Annotated in this window: 16 protein-coding genes; 12 read left to right on the top strand and 4 right to left on the bottom strand. The window is 63.5% G+C overall.

The annotated features are described in order from the left end of the window. Positions 1 to 3: 3 nt before the first annotated feature. From AC4GYV_RS13415 to AC4GYV_RS13400, 4 genes are read left to right on the top strand one after another with little or no spacing between them, the layout of a single operon-like run. On the top strand, positions 4 to 468 hold the full coding sequence (locus tag AC4GYV_RS13415) for an outer membrane protein assembly factor BamE (RefSeq protein ID WP_491101201.1): 465 nt from the start codon (positions 4 to 6) through the stop codon (positions 466 to 468). 44 nt (positions 469 to 512) lie between these two features. After that, a complete protein-coding gene (locus tag AC4GYV_RS13410; RefSeq protein ID WP_491101200.1) occupies positions 513 to 1,280 on the top strand; it encodes a tryptophan 2,3-dioxygenase in 768 nt (255 codons plus the stop codon). Continuing rightward, entirely contained in the window at positions 1,277 to 2,440 is a 1,164-nt protein-coding gene (locus tag AC4GYV_RS13405; protein ID WP_491101199.1) for an aminotransferase class V-fold PLP-dependent enzyme, read from the top strand. Before AC4GYV_RS13410 ends, AC4GYV_RS13405 begins: the two co-directional genes overlap by 4 nt. Beyond that, the gene (locus tag AC4GYV_RS13400; RefSeq protein WP_491101198.1) at positions 2,437 to 3,699 is read left to right on the top strand and encodes a spinster family MFS transporter; all 1,263 of its coding nucleotides are present in this window, start codon (positions 2,437 to 2,439) and stop codon (positions 3,697 to 3,699) included. The genes AC4GYV_RS13405 and AC4GYV_RS13400 overlap by 4 nt, the downstream gene beginning before the upstream one ends. Positions 3,700 to 3,819: 120 nt before the next feature. Here AC4GYV_RS13400 and AC4GYV_RS13395 read toward each other — a convergent pair whose 3' ends face one another. After that, the gene (locus AC4GYV_RS13395; protein WP_491101197.1) at positions 3,820 to 4,485 is read right to left on the bottom strand and encodes a hypothetical protein; all 666 of its coding nucleotides are present in this window, start codon (positions 4,483 to 4,485) and stop codon (positions 3,820 to 3,822) included. On the opposite strand from AC4GYV_RS13395, the gene AC4GYV_RS13390 reads away from it, so the two are divergent. The 5 genes from AC4GYV_RS13390 to recF all read left to right on the top strand — a co-directional run bounded on the left by AC4GYV_RS13390 (position 4,438) and on the right by recF (position 9,131). Next, the gene (locus AC4GYV_RS13390; protein WP_491101196.1) at positions 4,438 to 5,415 is read left to right on the top strand and encodes a hypothetical protein; all 978 of its coding nucleotides are present in this window, start codon (positions 4,438 to 4,440) and stop codon (positions 5,413 to 5,415) included. The two genes, AC4GYV_RS13395 and AC4GYV_RS13390, sit on opposite strands and share 48 nt — an antisense overlap. 97 nt (positions 5,416 to 5,512) lie before the next feature. Then, on the top strand, positions 5,513 to 6,130 hold the full coding sequence (locus AC4GYV_RS13385) for a fasciclin domain-containing protein (RefSeq protein ID WP_491101195.1): 618 nt from the start codon (positions 5,513 to 5,515) through the stop codon (positions 6,128 to 6,130). A 128-nt stretch (positions 6,131 to 6,258) separates the two neighbouring features. Continuing rightward, positions 6,259 to 7,362 carry a DNA polymerase III subunit beta gene (gene dnaN / locus AC4GYV_RS13380; RefSeq protein WP_491101194.1) on the top strand — a complete coding sequence of 368 codons (1,104 nt, stop codon included), beginning with the start codon at positions 6,259 to 6,261 and terminating at the stop codon, positions 7,360 to 7,362. Between the two features lie 18 nt (positions 7,363 to 7,380). Beyond that, complete coding sequence (locus AC4GYV_RS13375; protein WP_491101193.1) at positions 7,381 to 7,986, top strand: DUF8453 domain-containing protein; 606 nt, start codon at positions 7,381 to 7,383, stop codon at positions 7,984 to 7,986. A gap of 83 nt (positions 7,987 to 8,069) precedes the next feature. Continuing rightward, complete coding sequence (gene recF, locus AC4GYV_RS13370) at positions 8,070 to 9,131, top strand: DNA replication/repair protein RecF (RefSeq protein WP_491101192.1); 1,062 nt, start codon at positions 8,070 to 8,072, stop codon at positions 9,129 to 9,131. Positions 9,132 to 9,136: 5 nt separating this feature from the next. On the opposite strand, the gene AC4GYV_RS13365 is transcribed toward recF, so the two are convergent. Next, positions 9,137 to 9,718: a PEPxxWA-CTERM sorting domain-containing protein gene (locus tag AC4GYV_RS13365; RefSeq protein WP_491101191.1), complete on the bottom strand. Its 582-nt coding sequence runs from the start codon at positions 9,716 to 9,718 to the stop codon at positions 9,137 to 9,139. 355 nt (positions 9,719 to 10,073) lie between these two features. On the opposite strand from AC4GYV_RS13365, the gene AC4GYV_RS13360 reads away from it, so the two are divergent. The 3 genes from AC4GYV_RS13360 to AC4GYV_RS13350 all read left to right on the top strand — a co-directional run bounded on the left by AC4GYV_RS13360 (position 10,074) and on the right by AC4GYV_RS13350 (position 14,983). After that, positions 10,074 to 11,504: a DEAD/DEAH box helicase gene (locus tag AC4GYV_RS13360; protein ID WP_491101190.1), complete on the top strand. Its 1,431-nt coding sequence runs from the start codon at positions 10,074 to 10,076 to the stop codon at positions 11,502 to 11,504. A 175-nt stretch (positions 11,505 to 11,679) separates the two neighbouring features. Further along, positions 11,680 to 14,184, top strand: coding sequence for a DNA topoisomerase (ATP-hydrolyzing) subunit B (gene gyrB / locus AC4GYV_RS13355; protein WP_491101189.1), 2,505 nt, complete (start codon positions 11,680 to 11,682; stop codon positions 14,182 to 14,184). Between the two features lie 16 nt (positions 14,185 to 14,200). Next, on the top strand, positions 14,201 to 14,983 hold the full coding sequence (locus AC4GYV_RS13350; RefSeq protein WP_491101188.1) for an endonuclease/exonuclease/phosphatase family protein: 783 nt from the start codon (positions 14,201 to 14,203) through the stop codon (positions 14,981 to 14,983). Here the strand turns inward: AC4GYV_RS13350 and rpoN are convergent. Beyond that, a complete protein-coding gene (rpoN, locus tag AC4GYV_RS13345) occupies positions 14,980 to 16,437 on the bottom strand; it encodes an RNA polymerase factor sigma-54 (RefSeq protein ID WP_491101187.1) in 1,458 nt (485 codons plus the stop codon). The two genes, AC4GYV_RS13350 and rpoN, sit on opposite strands and share 4 nt — an antisense overlap. 9 nt (positions 16,438 to 16,446) lie before the next feature. Beyond that, positions 16,447 to 17,220 carry an LPS export ABC transporter ATP-binding protein gene (lptB, locus tag AC4GYV_RS13340; RefSeq protein WP_491101186.1) on the bottom strand — a complete coding sequence of 258 codons (774 nt, stop codon included), beginning with the start codon at positions 17,218 to 17,220 and terminating at the stop codon, positions 16,447 to 16,449. Positions 17,221 to 17,226 lie beyond the last annotated feature (6 nt).

Here is a 17,226-nt window from a genome sequence, read left to right as displayed (position 1 = left end):
AGAATGAAGCTGGCGTTGTTCAAAGTCTCCATCGCGGTTGCAGGCGTAGCGCTGCTCGCCGGCTGCTCGACGACGCGCGTGCACAAGGGGACCGTGCTCGACCCGCAGCTCGCCAGCTCGATCCAGCCCGGCGTCGACAACAAGGACTCGGTCGCCAAGCTCCTCGGACGGCCAACCTTCACGGGCGAGTTCACGCCGGACGACTGGTACTACGTCTCCCGCGAAGCCCGTCAGATCGCGTTCGGCAATCCCAAGGTGATCGACCAAACGGTCCTGCGCGTGACTTTCGACCAAAAGGGCAACGTCACCTCGGTCGGAAAGACCGGCAAGGAAATGGTGCTGAACGTCAATCCGACCAATCGCAGCACGCCAACCCTCGGCCGCAAGAAGAGCTTCTTCGACGAGCTGTTCGGCAATATCGGTCAGGTTGGCGCCGGTGGCCTCGGCGGGCCGCAGCAGCCTCAATAAGCGCGCCGCTTCCTAGCAGCCGTACTTTGCCCTAAGCGGCCGCGATGACTGCGACACCGGCCGGCATGACCTATGCCGACTATCTGAAGCTCGACCAGCTCCTGACGGCGCAACAGCCGTTGTCGAACCTGCACGACGAGATGCTGTTCATCGTCATCCATCAGACGAAAGAGCTGTGGATGAAGGAGATGCTGCACGAGTTGCGGCTGGCGATCGCTCTGGTCGAAGAAGATCGGTTTGCCGAGGCCTATAAGGCGATGGCGCGGATCAGCCGCATCCAGGCGGTGATGACATTGTCGTGGGATGTGCTCTCGACCCTCACGCCAGTGGACTATCTCAAGTTTCGCGATGTCCTGGGCACGTCGTCCGGCTTCCAGTCCGCACAATTCCGCGAGATCGAATTCCGGCTCGGGCTCAAGGAGCCGAACTTCGTCAATCACTATCCCGATGGCAGCGAGGAACGCGCTCGACTCGAGCTGGCGTTGCGCGAACCGAGCCTGCGCGACGCGGCCATCAGGGCCCTCGAGCGGGCAGGTTTCGACCTTGGCGACCGATCTGAAGAGGCCCTCTCCGCAGCGTGGTTGGAAATCTACCGCGACGCGGATCGCTGGTTCGAGCTTTACGAATTGGCGGAGAAGCTGGTCGACATCGACGACGCTCTTGCCGCCTGGCGCTTCAAGCATGTGCTGACGGTCGAGCGGATCATCGGCAACAAGCAGGGCACCGGCGGCTCGGCCGGCGCGCCCTACCTTCGCGCCACTCTCGAAAAGCGCGTCTTCCCTGAACTGTGGTCGCTGAGGACTGCTCTTTGAGCTTCAAAAGGCTGTTCTCGCGGAGCCTGTCGGCCGATCCCGAGCGGCTGCACTTCGCGTCGCACAGTCATCACCTGTGGCCCGACGCCAGCTTCGACGGGCAGGTCGAAGGCTGGAACGACGCCGCCCAGCTCGCCGACCGCAAGTGGGAAAAGGTGATGGGGGAGGTATGGCCCGAAGCGCAGCGCCACGTCGCGCGCGAGCTCGGCACCGGCCAGCCCGAGGCCGTCGTCTTCTCCTCGAACACCCACGACTTCCTCATCCGTCTGGTCACCGCGGCCCCGCGGCGCGGCGGCGGTCCACTGCGCGTCCTCACCACCGATGGCGAGTTTCACAGCGCACGTCGCCAGTTCGCGCGTTGGGCGGAAGAGGGCTGGATCACGCTCGAGCGCGTTGCCGCCGAGCCATTCCAGGATCTCTCCAAACGTTTCCTCGAACATGCACGCAGCGGCGATCACGACTTCATCCTTATCAGCCAGGTTTTGTTCGGCAGCGGTCGGACCTTCGACCTCGTCGACGAACTGGCGGAGCTGAGTCAGCCCGAAGGGCCTTGGGTCGTAATCGACGGCTATCACGCCTTCATGGCCATTGATCGGCCATTCGGAGAGCAGGCTGCGCAGAGCGCCTTCTATCTCGCGGGCGGTTACAAATATGCGATGGCCGGTGAAGGCTGCGCGTTCCTTCATGCGCCGCCTGGCTTTGGACCTCGCCCGCCAATCACCGGCTGGTACGCGGAGTTCGAAGACCTGAGCCTTCCCCCTGGAAGCGTCGGCTATGCCAAGGACGCATCGCGGTTCCTCGGCGCGACCTTCGATCCTTCGGGGCTGTACCGCTTCAACGCCGTACAGCGCATGCTCATTGAGCAGGGCCTTACGACCGATCGCATCGCGGTGCATGTCGCTGCGCTTCAGAAGCAGCTGCTCGCCGCCCTGGCTGCAACGCCGCTCGCGGACGCCGAGCTGTTGAACCCGCTCGATGGCGCGTGCCACGCCCGCTTCCTCGCATTCCGCAGCCCGCACGCGCAGCGCTGGTACGAAGCGCTAAAAGCGCAGAAGTGCATCACCGACGTGCGGGGTGACGTGCTCCGCATTGGGTTTGGCATCTATCAGGACGAAGGCGACGTTTCGAAGCTCGTGACTTTGTTGGGGGGAATGGAGTGAGTGAAGTTCAGCCGCGGCGCGCGCCGCTCGTGCTCGCGTTTTTGCTCATCGCTTACATCTTCAATTTCCTCGACCGCCAGATTCTCGGCATTCTCGCGGCGCCGATCAAAGCCGATCTCGGTCTCACTGATGCGCAATTCGGTGCCCTTGGCGGCACCGCCTTCGCATTGCTATTCGCCTTCCTGGGAGTGCCGCTCGCGCTCCTCGCCGACCGGACCAGCCGCAGCACTGTGATCGCCTGCTCGCTTGCGGTGTGGAGCGCATTCACGGCGCTTTGCGGTACCGCGACCGGATTTTGGCAGATGTTCTTCTATCGAGTCGGCGTCGGCGTCGGCGAGGCCGGCGGTGTAGCTCCTTCCTACGCGTTGATCGCCGACTATTTCCCGCCCGAGCGCCGGGCCCGCGCGCTGGCGATTTTTTCGCTCGGCATTCCCATCGGGTTGGGGGCCGGCTCCTACATCGGTGCGCACCTTGCAGCCTGGTTCGGGTGGCGCGCGGCATTCATCATTATGGGCGTGCTAGGCGTGCTCCTGGCACCCGTCCTTCGGTTAGTCGTCCGCGACTTGCCTCGCCCTCCGGCCTCCAAGCAGGCGCCATTGACGGATGCGTTCGTCATCATCGCGAAGAAGCCGGCCTTTTGGCTGCTCGCCTTCGGCGCCTCGGCGAGCTCGCTGTGCGGATACGGCCTGGCCCTTTGGACGCCGTCGATCCTGATGCGCAGCTTCAACCTCGATTTGCTTCAGGCCGGCACCTTCCTAGCCAGCCTTGTCGTGATCGGCGGATGTGTAGGGGTATTTGCCGGCGGCTGGTTCGCCGACCGCCTCGGCCGTGCCGACCGGCGCTGGTATGCGAGGCTGCCGGCCATCGCCTGGCTGATCACCGCGCCGACCTTTGTTGCGGGTTTTTTCGCGCCGAATCTCTGGGCCGCATGGATCCTGCTGCTGATTCCCAACGCGCTGAACATCCTGTGGCTCGGACCGATCGTCACTTCCGTCCAACACCTGGTGCCGGCCCGTATGCGGGCGACCGCTTCGGCGAGCTTCCTCCTCATCAACAATCTAATCGGCCTCGGCGTCGGGCCATGGCTGATCGGCCGCATCTCCGACGGTTTTAAGTCCTCCTATGGCGTGGATGCATTGCGCAACGCGGCTGTTGTCTGCTGTGCATTCTATCTCGTGGCCGCTTTGCTGGTCCTGCTTGCCGCCAAGCCCCTGCGCGAAAGCTGGGTCGAAGACGAGAAAAGCCAACTCCCTGAATAGCTTAGAAATTTAAGGTTCAGCCTAGTGCGCTAAACCGCAGGTTCCATCCGTTAAGAGGTTGGAACGGTGCGGCGAACGAGCCGTTTTTGCCGTTCGAAGGGAGATTTTGTGATGACCAGGCTATTTCTCGCTGCAGGCGTCGCCGCACTCGCGATCGCGGCCCCGGCGACAGCTAAGCCAGGCGGCGGACATGGTGGTAGCCAGGGCGGCCAGCCACAGGCTCAAGCGCCTCACGGGGGCGGCAATGGTGGAGGCGGACAGGCACGTCAGCGCGGTGGCGGTGGCGGCGGTCCCCGCATGCAGATGCAGCGTCAGGGCGGCGGTGGCCAACGCTTCCAGGCGCAGTCCTTCCAGCGCCACGGCGGTGGTGGCCAGCAGCAGCGCTTCGCGATGCAGCGTCAGGAGCGCCAGCAGGTCCACGCCCAGCGTCAGCAGCAGCAGTCGCGCGGCTTCGAGCGCCAGCAACGCCAGGCGCAGAATCGGAACGTTGAGCGCCAGCAGATGCGCGTCCAGCGCCAGGCTCAGAACCGCGATGTCGAGCGGCAGCAGATGCGTCAGCAGCGTCAGGCGCAGAATCGCAATGTCGAGCGCCAGCAGCAGTTCCGTCAGCAGCAGGCTCAGAACCGCGGGTTCCAGCGCCAGCAAATGCAGGCGAACCGCAACCTGCAGGCGCAGAATCGCGGTTTCGAACGCCAGCAGATGCGTCAGCTTCAGGCTCAGAACGGCAATTTCGACCGGATGCGCGGCAACCAGTTCCGCACGGCGGAACGTCAGCGCCTGAACCAAGAGAGCATCCAGCAGCTGCGTCAGCAGCGGTTTGCGGACCGTCCGCTCAACAACGGGCAGTTCGCGCGCAACGCGAAGTTCAATAACGACGCCCGTCAGTTCGTGCAGAACCAGCAGCGCGACTACTGGCAGGCGGTGAATGGGACGCGCTTTGCGGCACTCAATTACGGCGCTCGCAACACGATCCTTGCGCCGACGGTGGTCGAGCGGTTCGTCGGCGTCCCGGTCGCGACGGTGGGCAGCTTCGCGGCCCTCAGCCCTCTGCCGGCATCGATCCAGTACCTCTATCCGAATACGCCGAACTATTATTACCAGTACGGCGACGGCTATCTGTACCAGGTCAACCGCGGCTCCGGCCTGATCGCGGCGCTGATGCCGCTCCTCGCGGGCGGCTATTTGCCGGGGCAGTATCTGCCGCCCACGTACATGAACAGCTATGTCCCGGCGGCCTACGGGTACAATGCCTTCTACCCGGACTATGGCGGCACCTGTAACCGCTACGGCTACGGTGTTGTGTACGAGGTGGATTGCTACACCGGCTTCGTCGAGGACGTGATCCCGGTCTACTCGGGCGGCTACGGCGTCGGGCAGATCCTGCCATCGTCCTACGCTTACTATAACGTCCCGCAGCAGTATCGCCGCGTCTATTACGATACGCCCGACTACAATTACTGGTACGCGCCTGGCGCAATCTATCAGTACGACCGTGGGTCGAGCATGATCACATCGGTCGCGGCGCTGCTGTCACCGGGCTTCGCGGTCGGCCAGCCGATTCCAGTCGGCTACGACGTGTACAACGTCCCTTACGGCTACCGCGACACCTACTTCGATACGCAGACTGCCTGGTACCGTTACAACAACGGCTACATCTATCAGGTCGACCCTGCGACGAGGTTGGTTACGGCGATCGTTGCATCACTCCTCACCTGAGGGCCAACGTTAAAATCCACTGACGATGGATCGCATCTGGCCGGGCATGCGTTGCCCGGCCATTTCGCCCTAAGAACGAATCAAGGAGAACAAGGGCATGAAGACCCGAGTACTCATGTTGAGCATCGCCGGCGCGTCGCTTCTTGCGGCGGCTGCCTGTGGCAAGAAGGATAATGGCCCCTCGAACGGAGCCGCACCCGAAGCGCAGACGCCGAAGGCGCAGAAGGCTGCGGGTAGCAAGACGATCGCAGCCGGCATCCCGGCTAACAGCCGCTTCATGACTGCCGCGAAGGCGGCAGGCCTCGATCAGACGCTGGCAGGCCCTGGACCCTACACTGTCTTCGTTCCCGACGACGCGGCCTTCGATAAGGCGCCTCCGGGCACGTTCGACAATGATCCCAAGAATCGACCGCAGATCACCGGTGTGCTCACCAATCTGATCCTGCCGGGTACGGTGCTCGTCGCCGACATCGACAAAGCGATCGACGCGAACAAGGAACACAAGGCGCTCCTGGCGACGGTCAGTGCCGGAACGCTGACGGCGACCAAGGATGGCGGCAAGACCGTCCTCACCGACTCCGCTGGCAACAAAGCGACCATCACCCAGGGTGACGATCAGTTCACCAACGGCGTCGTCCATCACATCGATGCGGTGCTTCTGCCGAGCAAGGAAGCCTCGTCGCCGCGCGCCGTGGGCCAGAAAGCAGGCAAATAGCCGCTACATCTTGCGTTTGCACAAGGCTTCGTCCCCAAGATGAAGCTTTGCGCATCATTCCACTTCCGCAGGCAAAACGGCTCGCTATAAAAGTCGTCTAGCCAAGCGGATGATGGGGTGTTTGCGCGATGAAAGCGACGATTGAACGGGCGGTCCTCCTGAAGAGCCTCGGCCACGTCCAGTCGGTCGTGGAGCGGCGAAATACCATTCCGATCCTGTCCAACGTGCTGATCGAGGCGCGTGAGGATGGATCGATCCGCCTGATGGCGACCGACCTCGATCTTCAGGTCGACGAGAGCATCCAGGCGTCTGTTGCTCAGCCGGGCGCCACGACTGTCTCAGCGCACACCTTGTTCGACATCGTCCGCAAGCTTCCCGACGGCAGTCAGGTCGAACTGACCGCTGCCGAGGGCAAGATGCAGGTCGTCGCCGGGCGTTCGCGCTTCAACCTCTCGACGCTGCCGCGCGACGACTTCCCGGTGATCGCCGAGGGCGAGCTGCCAACGCGCTTCGAGCTGCCCGCTGCGACGCTGCGCCAGATCATCGAGAAGACGCGCTTCGCAATCTCGACGGAAGAGACCCGCTACTATCTAATGGGCATCTTCCTCCACGTGATTGACGATCAGCTGCGCGCTGCCGCCACCGACGGCCATCGCCTCGCGCGAGTCACCGTGCCGCGTCCGGAAGGCGCCGAGGGCATGCCTGACGTAATAGTGCCGCGCAAAGCGGTCGCCGAGCTCTACCGGCTGCTCGAGGAACTCGAAGGCACCGTCGAGATCTCGCTGTCGCCGACGAAGGTTCGCTTCGGCCTTGGTAGTGCAGTGCTGACCAGCAAGCTGATCGACGGCACCTTCCCCGATTACAACCGCGTCATCCCGACCGCTAACGACAAGCTGCTCAAGCTCGATCCCAAGAGCTTCTCGGCCGGCGTCGACCGCGTCGCGACCATCGCCAGCGAGAAGACTCGCGCCGTGAAGATGGCGGTCGACCGCGACAAGGTGACGCTCTCCGTGACCAGTCCGGAGAACGGCCTCGCCACGGAAGAGCTTGCCGCGGACTATGGCTCCGACGGTCTCGAGATCGGCTTCAATGCTCGATACCTGCTCGACATCCTGAGCGAGATCGATGGCGACACGGTCGAGGTCCATCTCGCCGATGCCGCGGCCCCGACGCTGCTGCGCGAAAACGACAAGTCGAATGCGCTGTACGTCCTCATGCCAATGAGGGTCTGACCAACCGAGGAGATAAAGGTGCACGTCGACGTCGAAGAGCCTCGCGTTCACCCTCCTCACACCGGTTCACGTCGAGCGGATCTCATCCTCCCGCTTGTCGCGCTGGTCGTCTCGTTCGTGTCGATCGCCATCGCGTGGCACCACGCTCAGGTAATGACTGAGCTAGTCCACCAGAACGAGAAGCTCGTCGAGGCGAATTCGCTTCCGTACCTCCAGGTCTACGATGGCAACGCCAATCACGTCGTGTCGCTCAACGTCACGAACGAAGGCGTCGGCCCAGCCAAGATTCTCACGACCGAGGTCAGCGTCGACGGCAAGCCGGTTCAGGATCTGGAAGAGCTGCTGCGGGCATGTTGCGAGTCGGGTACGGAGGGCGTCAGCGCCTCTTCGCTAGACGGCCGGATGGTTCGCCCCGGAGAGACGGTTGCCTACGTTTCCTATCCCGAAGCCGCCATGGGTGCGCTGCATCGCGCCGCGTTCGACCGCGCGAGACAGACCGACCGAATCGTGACCCGCGTCTGCTATTGCTCGGTGTTCGACGATTGCTGGATGGCCGACAGCCGCGATCCGACGCCTGACCCGGTCAAGCAGTGCACGCCGCCCAAAAATCCGTACACGGAATAGCTGGCCCCTTGACGTGCTTCGATGAAGGCGCCTCCATTACGAAGTCATCGACCGGCGCGAGCAATAGCGGCTAAGCCGCTCCCGTGCCCGTCAGCCGTCTCTCCCTGACCGACTTTCGTTCCTACAGTTCCGCGCTCATCGAGCCGGCGCCGGGCTTCGTTCTGCTGTATGGCGAGAACGGCGCCGGCAAGACGAACCTGCTCGAGGCCGTGTCGCTCCTGACGCCCGGACGCGGGCTTCGCGGAGCCGCATTATCCGAGATGGCGCGCCAAGGCGGTGATGGCGGTTTTGCGGTTGCGGCACGGATCGGCGACACCGACATCGGTACAGGCACGCAGCCTTCCGCTCCTGAGCGCCGGCAGGTTCGCGTCAATGCGGCACCCGCGTCGGTGAACAGCCTTTCCGAATGGCTTTCGATCCTGTGGCTGACGCCTGCGATGGACCGTCTATTCACGGGAAGCGCGGGCGATCGCCGCCGCTTCCTCGACCGGCTGGTGCTCGCGCTCGAACCCGGCCATGCGCATCACGCATCGCGCTACGAAGCGGCCATGCGCAGCCGCAACAAGCTGCTCGCGGAGGACGGATGGGACGAGACCTGGCTCGGCTCGCTGGAACTCGCAATGGCCGAGCATGGCTCAGCCATTGCCGAAGCTCGCGCCCGCACCGTGACTGCGCTCAGCGAACGCCTCGAACGGGCACCCGAGGACGAGTTCGCCCGCGCCTCGATCGCGTTGGAAGGCTGGGCGGGTGGGGACCTTGCCTTGGCGTTGCACGCTTCGCGGCACCGCGACGCCGCAGCCGGCCGCGCCATCGAAGGCCCGCACCGGCAAGACCTTCTGGTCACGCATCGCGCTAAGCAAATGCCGGCAGCGCGCTCCTCGACCGGGGAACAGAAAGCGCTCCTACTCGGCCTCGTTCTTGCTCACGCAGAACTGGTCACGGATCGCCGCGGACAGCCTCCCATCCTCCTGCTCGATGAGGTGGCCGCTCATCTAGATCCACAGCGCCGCGCCGCTCTGTTCGCGCGTCTCGAAGGTCGAGGGCAGGTGTGGATGACGGCGACTGAAGCGGATCTCTTCAATGAAATCGGCCCCGCCGCAACCCGCTTCCGGGTTGCAGACGGGGCCGTATTCGCGTCCGCTTAGCGGCGTTAGGCGATAGCCGCAGTCCTGCGGCGCCGACGGCAGGCAACACCGATCGCGCCGAAGCCGAGCAACATCATAGCCCAAGTCGCCGGCTCTGGGACCGCGCCGGCGACGAGGCTGACGTTGTCGAGCCCAAGCCATCCAGGATCGTTGCGCTGGTTGAATGTAAGGGTGTCGGATCCCGTCCCGAGCACGGTGAACTGATACAGCGTGTTCCCCTGACCGCCCGCATTGTTCAGGATGCTTCCGACGATCTCGGTTCCGTTCCAGCTCGCGCTGAAATAGTTCGGAGTGTTGCCATCGTTCGAAAGGTAATAGCTCAGCGTATATGACGTGCCCGCCGTGGTTCCGACTAGCTGGGATAGCGTGCCGCAACAGCCGATATTTCCTAGTGCCGCGAAGTAGGTGCCTTCCTGCGGGAAGAGCCCGTCAAAACCGGCAGTTTCCACGCCGGTGTTGTTTGCACTCACTGTCCAGCCAGTGAAGTCGCCGGTCTCGAAACCACCATTGGTGATTTGCGCCTGGGCCGGGACCGCCGTGATAAGTGCCCCTGCCAGCACGGCCGATGCTAGGAAAAAATTGCGCATGCCATATCCCCTATTTAGTTAGGCACACTGCCGATTAACTGCGCGCGCGCGATATAGCGGTTACGGCTGGTAAACGCAAAATAAACCACTTTGGAGCGCGGTCCAAATTCGTGCGTTGCCTCACGGGCTCTATCAAATCGACTGAAACTTCCAGCCAAGTGGACTTTTGAGCGTCTCACCCCTATATTGCACTGCAACACGAGGCGCTTTCAGCAAGCGGCGTGATCTTTCTCGACAGGATCGAGACTGGCCCGCGCCTCCCCGAACCCATGCTCTCCATTTCACGCGGGGTGCTTTTTGAACCCCAGCGTGCCCGCGCCTCAGCGCGGCGCATGGCTTATTCGATTGGACTTTCATGACTTTCCAGACTCTCGGCCTGTCTAAGGGCCTGCTCGACGCGCTTGCGTCGAAAAATTACTCGAACCCGACCCCGATCCAGCGCGACGCGATTCCGCTCGTGCTTCAGGGTCGGGACCTGCTCGGCATTGCCCAGACTGGCACCGGCAAGACGGCGGCGTTCATGCTGCCTGCGATCGACCGGCTTCTTGCGTCTTCGCGCGGCCGTCAGATGCCGGGGAGCGCACGTATGCTCGTTCTCGCGCCGACGCGTGAGCTTGCGGCCCAAATCGCCGAGGCGGCTCGCGCCTATGCCGGCAACACGCGGCTTTCAGTCGGCGTGATCTTCGGCGGCGTGCCGGTGCCGCGCTCCATCCGCGAAGTCGGTCGCGGACTCGACGTGCTCGTCGCGACGCCCGGCCGCCTGCTCGACCTTGTCGATCAGCGCGCGCTCGACCTGTCGCGCCTCGAGATCCTCGTCCTCGACGAGGCTGACCAGATGCTCGATCTCGGCTTCATCCACGCGTTGAAGGCGATCGTGAAGCTGATCCCGGCCAAGCGCCAGACCTTGTTCTTCTCGGCGACCATGCCGAAGAGCATCCGCCAGCTTGCCGACACTTACCTTCATCATCCGGCGCAGGTCGCGGTGACGCCGGTGGCCACGACGGCAGAGCGCGTCGATCAGAGCGTCACGTTCGTGAACCAGGCGGAAAAGCAGGCGCTTCTGACGGCCTTCTTCCAGTCGACGACGATCGACCGGGCGCTTGTGTTCAGCCGGACCAAGCATGGCGCGGACAAGATCGTGCGCTTCCTTGAAGCGGCGGGCATCGCAGCCAATGCGATTCACGGCAACAAGAGCCAGGCGCAGCGTGAACGGGCGCTCGACCTGTTCCGTTCGGGCGAAGTTCCGATCCTCGTTGCGACGGATATTGCCGCGCGCGGCATCGACATCCCGGGCGTCAGCCACGTGCTGAACTTCGACCTGCCCAACGTGCCGGAGCAATATGTCCATCGCATCGGCCGCACCGCGCGTGCCGGCGCGGAGGGCGTCGCCATCGCATTCTGTGCGGAGGACGAGCGGCCATACCTTCGGGATATCGAGCGGCTTACACGCCAGAAGATCGAGATCGTGGCTTTGCCCGAGGGCTTCATGGCAACGGTCGAGGCGCTCAAGCGCCTGAAGCCGGCGCCGCGCCGTGCGGCTCCAAAGCATGCGCCGCGACCAGCGACCAAGGCCGATCGCCGTGCCGACGGCCAACGCCGCCAGCAGCGCAACGACCGTCCGCAACAGCAGCGGGGCGAGCGTCAGCAGCCACGCGGCGACCGTCCGCAGCAGCCGCGACATCCCGGCCGCTCAGACGGACACTCCGCCCATCGGCCGGAAGGCGCGCGTCCGAAGCGGAAATTCCGCGGCCGTCGACCGAACGGGCCGCGGCGGTCCGCGAGCTAAGGCTGTCCTACAGCCCGGCCGATGTGCAACCAGCCGAGCTGGCCGCTAGATGGGGTATTCGGGCTCGCGCCGATGCTCGTCACTGCGAAGATCAGTGAAGATTGAACATTTGGATTCACGCGCGTGCGCATGTGCGCGCGCGTGACTTCCCTCCCGGAATCCCTATATCTGTACTATGGCAACCGACCCCAACCAGAATTCTTATGGCGCAGACAGCATCAAGGTCCTCAAGGGCCTCGATGCGGTGCGCAAGCGTCCCGGCATGTACATCGGGGACACCGACGACGGCTCCGGCCTCCACCACATGGTGTTCGAGGTCAGCGACAACGCGATCGACGAGGCGCTCGCCGGTCACTGCGACCGCATCCTGATCCAGCTCAACCCGGACGGATCCGTCACCGTTGAGGACAATGGCCGCGGCATTCCGACCGGCATCCATCCCGAAGAGGGCGTGTCGGCCGCCGAGGTCATCATGACCCAGCTTCACGCCGGCGGTAAGTTCGAGAACACCAGCGACGACAATGCTTACAAGGTCTCAGGCGGCCTCCACGGCGTCGGCGTTTCGGTCGTCAATGCGCTCTCGGAATGGCTGGACCTGACCATCTGGCGGGACGGCGAAGAGTATTTCATGCGCTTCCGTCACGGCGACGCCGAAGCGCCGCTTAAGGTCGTCGGCCCCGCGCCGGAGGGCAAGAAGGGCACGCGTGTTACGTTCCTGCCGAGCCCCGAAACCTTCAAGATCACCGAGTTCGACTTCGAACGGCTGGAGCATCGCTACCGCGAGCTTGCCTTCCTCAACTCCGGCGTCCGCATGATTCTCGCCGATGCACGGCATGAGGAGCGGGTCGAGCACGAGCTTTATTACGAGGGCGGCATCGCTGCGTTCGTGAAGTATCTCGACCGCGCCAAGACGGCGCTGTTCCCGGACCCGATCGCCATCTCCGCGGTGCGCGACGGAATCGGCATCGACGTCGCGCTCGAATGGAATGATTCTTATTACGAGAACGTCCTGCCGTTCACGAACAATATCCCGCAGCGCGACGGCGGCACGCATATGGCTGCGTTCCGCGCGGCCCTGACCCGCACGATCAACAATTATGCCGAAAAGTCCGGCATGCTGAAAAAGGAAAAGGTCACGCTGACCGGCGAGGACATGCGTGAAGGCCTGACGGCGATCGTGTCCGTCAAGCTGCCGGATCCGAAGTTCAGCTCGCAGACCAAGGACAAATTGGTCAGCTCGGAGGTCCGCCAGCCGCTCGAAGCATTGATGAGCGACAAGATGAGCGAATGGCTGGAAGAAAATCCGGCTAACGCCCGGGCAATCATCCAGAAGATCATTGACGCCGCCGCCGCCCGCGAAGCCGCGCGCAAGGCGCGCGAGGCTAGCCGCAAGTCGGTGCTTGGAATCGCCTCGCTGCCTGGGAAGTTGGCCGATTGCCAAGAGCGTGATCCGGCGCTTAGCGAACTGTTCCTGGTCGAGGGTGACTCGGCAGGCGGCTCGGCCAAGCAGGGCCGCAACCGTCACAACCAGGCGATCCTGCCGCTGAAGGGCAAGATCCTGAACGTCGAGCGTGCGCGCTTCGACCGGATGCTGGGATCGAAGGAAATCGGGACGCTGATCCAGGCGCTCGGCACGTCGATCGGCCGGGAAGAATTCAACCTCGAGAAGCTGCGTTATCACAAGATCGTGATCATGACGGACGCCGACGTCGACGGTGCGCACATCCGTACGTTGCTGCTGACCTTCTTCTACCGGCAGATGCCGGAGCTGATCGAGAACGGTCACCTCTTCATTGCCCAGCCGCCGCTGTACAAAGTCAGCCGCGGCCGGTCGGAGGTCTACGTCAAAGACGATGCGGCGCTCGACGATTATCTCGAAGAGGCCGGTCTCGAAGGGCTGGTGCTCGACACCTCGGAAGGGCAACGTTCGGGGCAGGACCTCAAGACCCTGGTCGACCATGCTCGGCGCTTGCGCACGCTGATGCGTTACGCGCCGCGGAAATATGATCCGGCGCTGATCGAGGCGATTGCCATCAACGGCGGTCTCCAGGCCGATTTCGATAAGACTCGCAAGGCCGCTGCTGTGGCTAAGGTCGCGGAGTGGCTTGGTGCCAGTGATCCCGAGGCGACATGGTCGGGCGAAGTCGCTGCGGAGGGCGGCTATCTGCTCAAGCGCCTGTGGCGGGGCGTGACCGACGCTCACATAATCGAGCCGACGTTCCTGATTTCCGCCGAAGCGCGGAAGCTCGACGCGCTCGCCAAGGAACAGGCGGCGACCTACGCCAAGCCTTCGACTTTGCGCACGTTGAAGAAGGGTGCGGCGGTTCAGCAAGAAGCTGAGGTCGGACCGGGCGAAGGCGAGGAAGCGGCCGAGCAGGCCGAAGCCGACACCAAGGGCAAGCCGGTGACGATCACTCGTCCGTCGGAACTGCTCGACGCCGTTCTGGCGGCGGGGCGCAAGGGTCTTTCGATCCAGCGCTACAAGGGTCTTGGCGAGATGAATGCCGAGCAGCTGTGGGAGACCACACTCGACCCGGCCAACCGCTCGTTGCTCCGAGTCGAGATTTCGCAGGCGGACGTCGCCGACGAGATCTTTACCCGGCTGATGGGCGACGTTGTCGAACCGCGCCGCGAGTTCATCCAGGACAACGCGCTGAGCGTCGCCAACCTGGACGTCTAGGAACTATTCAGCAGCAATGGCTATTGGCGCTGTTGTGAGCAACGGCCAGACGATCACTCTCGCCAGCTACAACATGCACAAGGCGGTTGGCCTCGACGGCCGCCGCGACCCCCATCGCGTGCTCAAGGTCCTTCAGGAAATCGACGCCGACATCGTCGCGCTCCAGGAGGCCGACCGTCGCATCGGCGGGCGCGGCTCTACCGTGCCGCACGAGCTGATCGACAGCCACGGCCTTTATCGTCCGGTGCACCTCGGGGTCCGACACAAGCGCGTGTTCGACAAGGCTCGGCAGCACACCGACCGCATCCTCAAGGTCAACACGCGCAACATCGGCTGGCACGGCAATGCCATCCTGGTGAAGCCGCACATCGGCGTGCTCGATTGCGCGGCGTTAGAATTGCCGACCTTGGAGCCGCGCGGCGCCGTGATTGCGGAACTGCTGATCGACGAGAAACCTCTGCGGGTCGTGGGCATGCACCTCGACCTCTCCGGCCTGTGGCGTCGGCGCCAAATGCGAGCGATCCTCGAAGCCATCGCCCAGCGGCCTCACAAGATGCCGACGGTGATGATGGGCGACACCAACGAGTGGCGCACTGAAGCGGGCTGTCTCCGGGACCTCAACGGCGAGTTCCAGATCGCACCGACGGGACCGAGCTTCCATGCCCGCCACCCGGTAGCGACGCTCGACCGCATCATCGTCGCAAGGGAGCTGAACATCGAAGCTGCCGGCGTCCATATGAGTGCGACGGCACGGCGCGCGTCCGACCACCTTCCGATCTGGGCGCGCCTTTCGGCCTAGCCGGCGATCTTCCTCATCCGTCGCCGTTGGATAGACGATCCGATCCCCATCGCCTCTCGGTATTTGACCACGGTCCGACGAGCGCAGTCGAAGCCGCGCTGCTTCAGCATTGCTGCAATCGCGTCGTCGCTCAGGACTTCGGTCTCATGTTCGATGATGTCGCGGATCCCGGCCTTCACCGCTTCGGCGGCAGCGCCATCGCCTTCAGCGGAAGCGACGCCGGAGCCGAAGAAGTATTTCAGCTCGAACAGCCCCCGATCGCACAGCAGATATTTGTTCGACGTAACGCGGCTGATCGTGGATTCGTGCATTCCAATCGCTTCGGCCACTTCTCGCAACGTCAACGGCTTCATCGCCGACACGCCACGTTCGAAGAATCCCTGCTGCCGCTTCACAATTTCGGAGACGACTTTGACGATCGTCCGTGCCCGCTGGTCGAGAGCTTTCACCAGCCAGCTCGCGCTCTGCAGACACTCGCTGAGCCAGGCCCGCGAAGCCTTGTCCTGCGGGCCCGATTTGAGCTCCTGATAGTAGCGGCGATTGACCAGCAGCCGGGGCAACGTCGCCTGGTTTAGCTCGACTGCGAAGCCGCCGCGGGTCTGACGGACGAACACGTCCGGAGTGACATCCTCCGCTGCCGAGGTTGAGAACTGGCATCCAGGCTTGGGATCGTAGGAGCGAAGCTCGCGGATCATGTCTGCGAGGTCTTCGTCGTCGACCCCGCAGATCCGCTTGAGGTCGTTGGTTCGGCCCTTGGACAGCAGTTCGAGATTGTCGATCAGCCGCGCCATGGCCGGATCGTACCGGTCGACGGCCCTGGCCTGCAGCGCGAGGCATTCGGACAGCGAGCGGGCGCCGACGCCTGCTGGCTCGAGCCCCTGAACAAGCTCAAGCGCCTTCCCGACGACCTCAAGCGAAGCGCCAGACAGTTCGGCGATCTGGTCCAGTGGAATTGTCAGATAACCCGTCTCATCCAGCGCTTCGGCGATGATCCGCGCGAGATCGCCTTCGGGGCCGGAGACGCCGTGAAGCTGGTCGAGCAAATGCTCGGACAGTGAGGCGGCAGAATATTGAACCCGTTCGAAATCAAAGGCTTCTTCGCCACCAGATGACGTCACGACGTCAGCGAAACTGTCCGTTTCCAGCGCCTCGGCGGTCCAATCGACGTCGAGCGGCCGGTCGTCGTCGGCCTGGCCGCGGATGAGATCGTCCGCTCCCGGGTCGTCGGGCGCATCGTCGCCTTCCACCTCTTCGCCGAAATCGACGGCGGCAGGCGCGTCAGCATCACTCTCACCGGCCTGCGCTTCTAGAAGCGGGTTCTTCGAAAGCTCTTCGGCAATGAAGGATTCCAGCTCGAGGTTGCTGAGCTGAAGTAGCTGAATCGCCTGGCGAAGCTGGGGCGTGAGGACCAGCTGCTGCGTCTGGCGAATGCTTAGAGAGGGCCCGAGACCCATAAAGCCTCGCTACAGGGCGAAGCTCTCGCCGAGGTAAAGGCGCCGGACCTCTGGGTCGGCGACCAACGCATCGGGAGTACCAGCAAACAGCACCTGACCGTCGTAAATGATGCAGGCCCGGTCGACGATGTCGAGCGTCTCGCGAACATTATGGTCGGTGATCAGCACACCGATGTCCCGCTGCTTCAGCTCTTTCACGAGATCGCGGATATCGGAGATGGAGATGGGGTCGATGCCGGCAAACGGCTCGTCCAGCAGCATGATCGACGGGTTAGCGGCCAAAGCGCGAGCGATTTCGCACCGGCGACGCTCGCCGCCTGACAAGGCCATTGCAGCCGATTCGCGGAGGCCGGTCAGCCCGAATTCGTCTAGAAGCTGCTCCAGCCTGTTCCTGCGGACCTGCGGATCGGCCTCCGAGACCTGGAGGACGGCGAGGATGTTGTCCTCGACGCTCAGCCCGCGGAAGATCGACGTTTCCTGCGGCAGATAGCCAAGTCCGAGGATCGCGCGCCGGTACATCGGCAGGTCGGTGATGTCCTCGCGGTCGAGGAAGATTCGCCCGCTGTCCGGCTTCACCAGCCCCATGACCGAATAGAAGCAGGTCGTCTTGCCGGCGCCGTTTGGCCCGAGAAGCCCGACGACCTCGCCCCGGTGCACGTCCAGCGAGACGTCGTGAAGCACCGCGCGCCGGTCGTAGGCCTTGGCGATCGACCGGACCTCTAGCCCGTCCACCCCCTGCCGCGCTTCGGCGGAGGGCCGTGGGAAAGGCGCGGCTTCATTCATGGGAGG

The sequence above is a fragment of the Sphingomonas sp. SP4 genome (genome assembly GCF_058313375.1).
The sequence above is the reverse complement of the archived record's forward strand: the minus strand, read 5'-3'. Positions and strand labels throughout refer to the sequence as shown.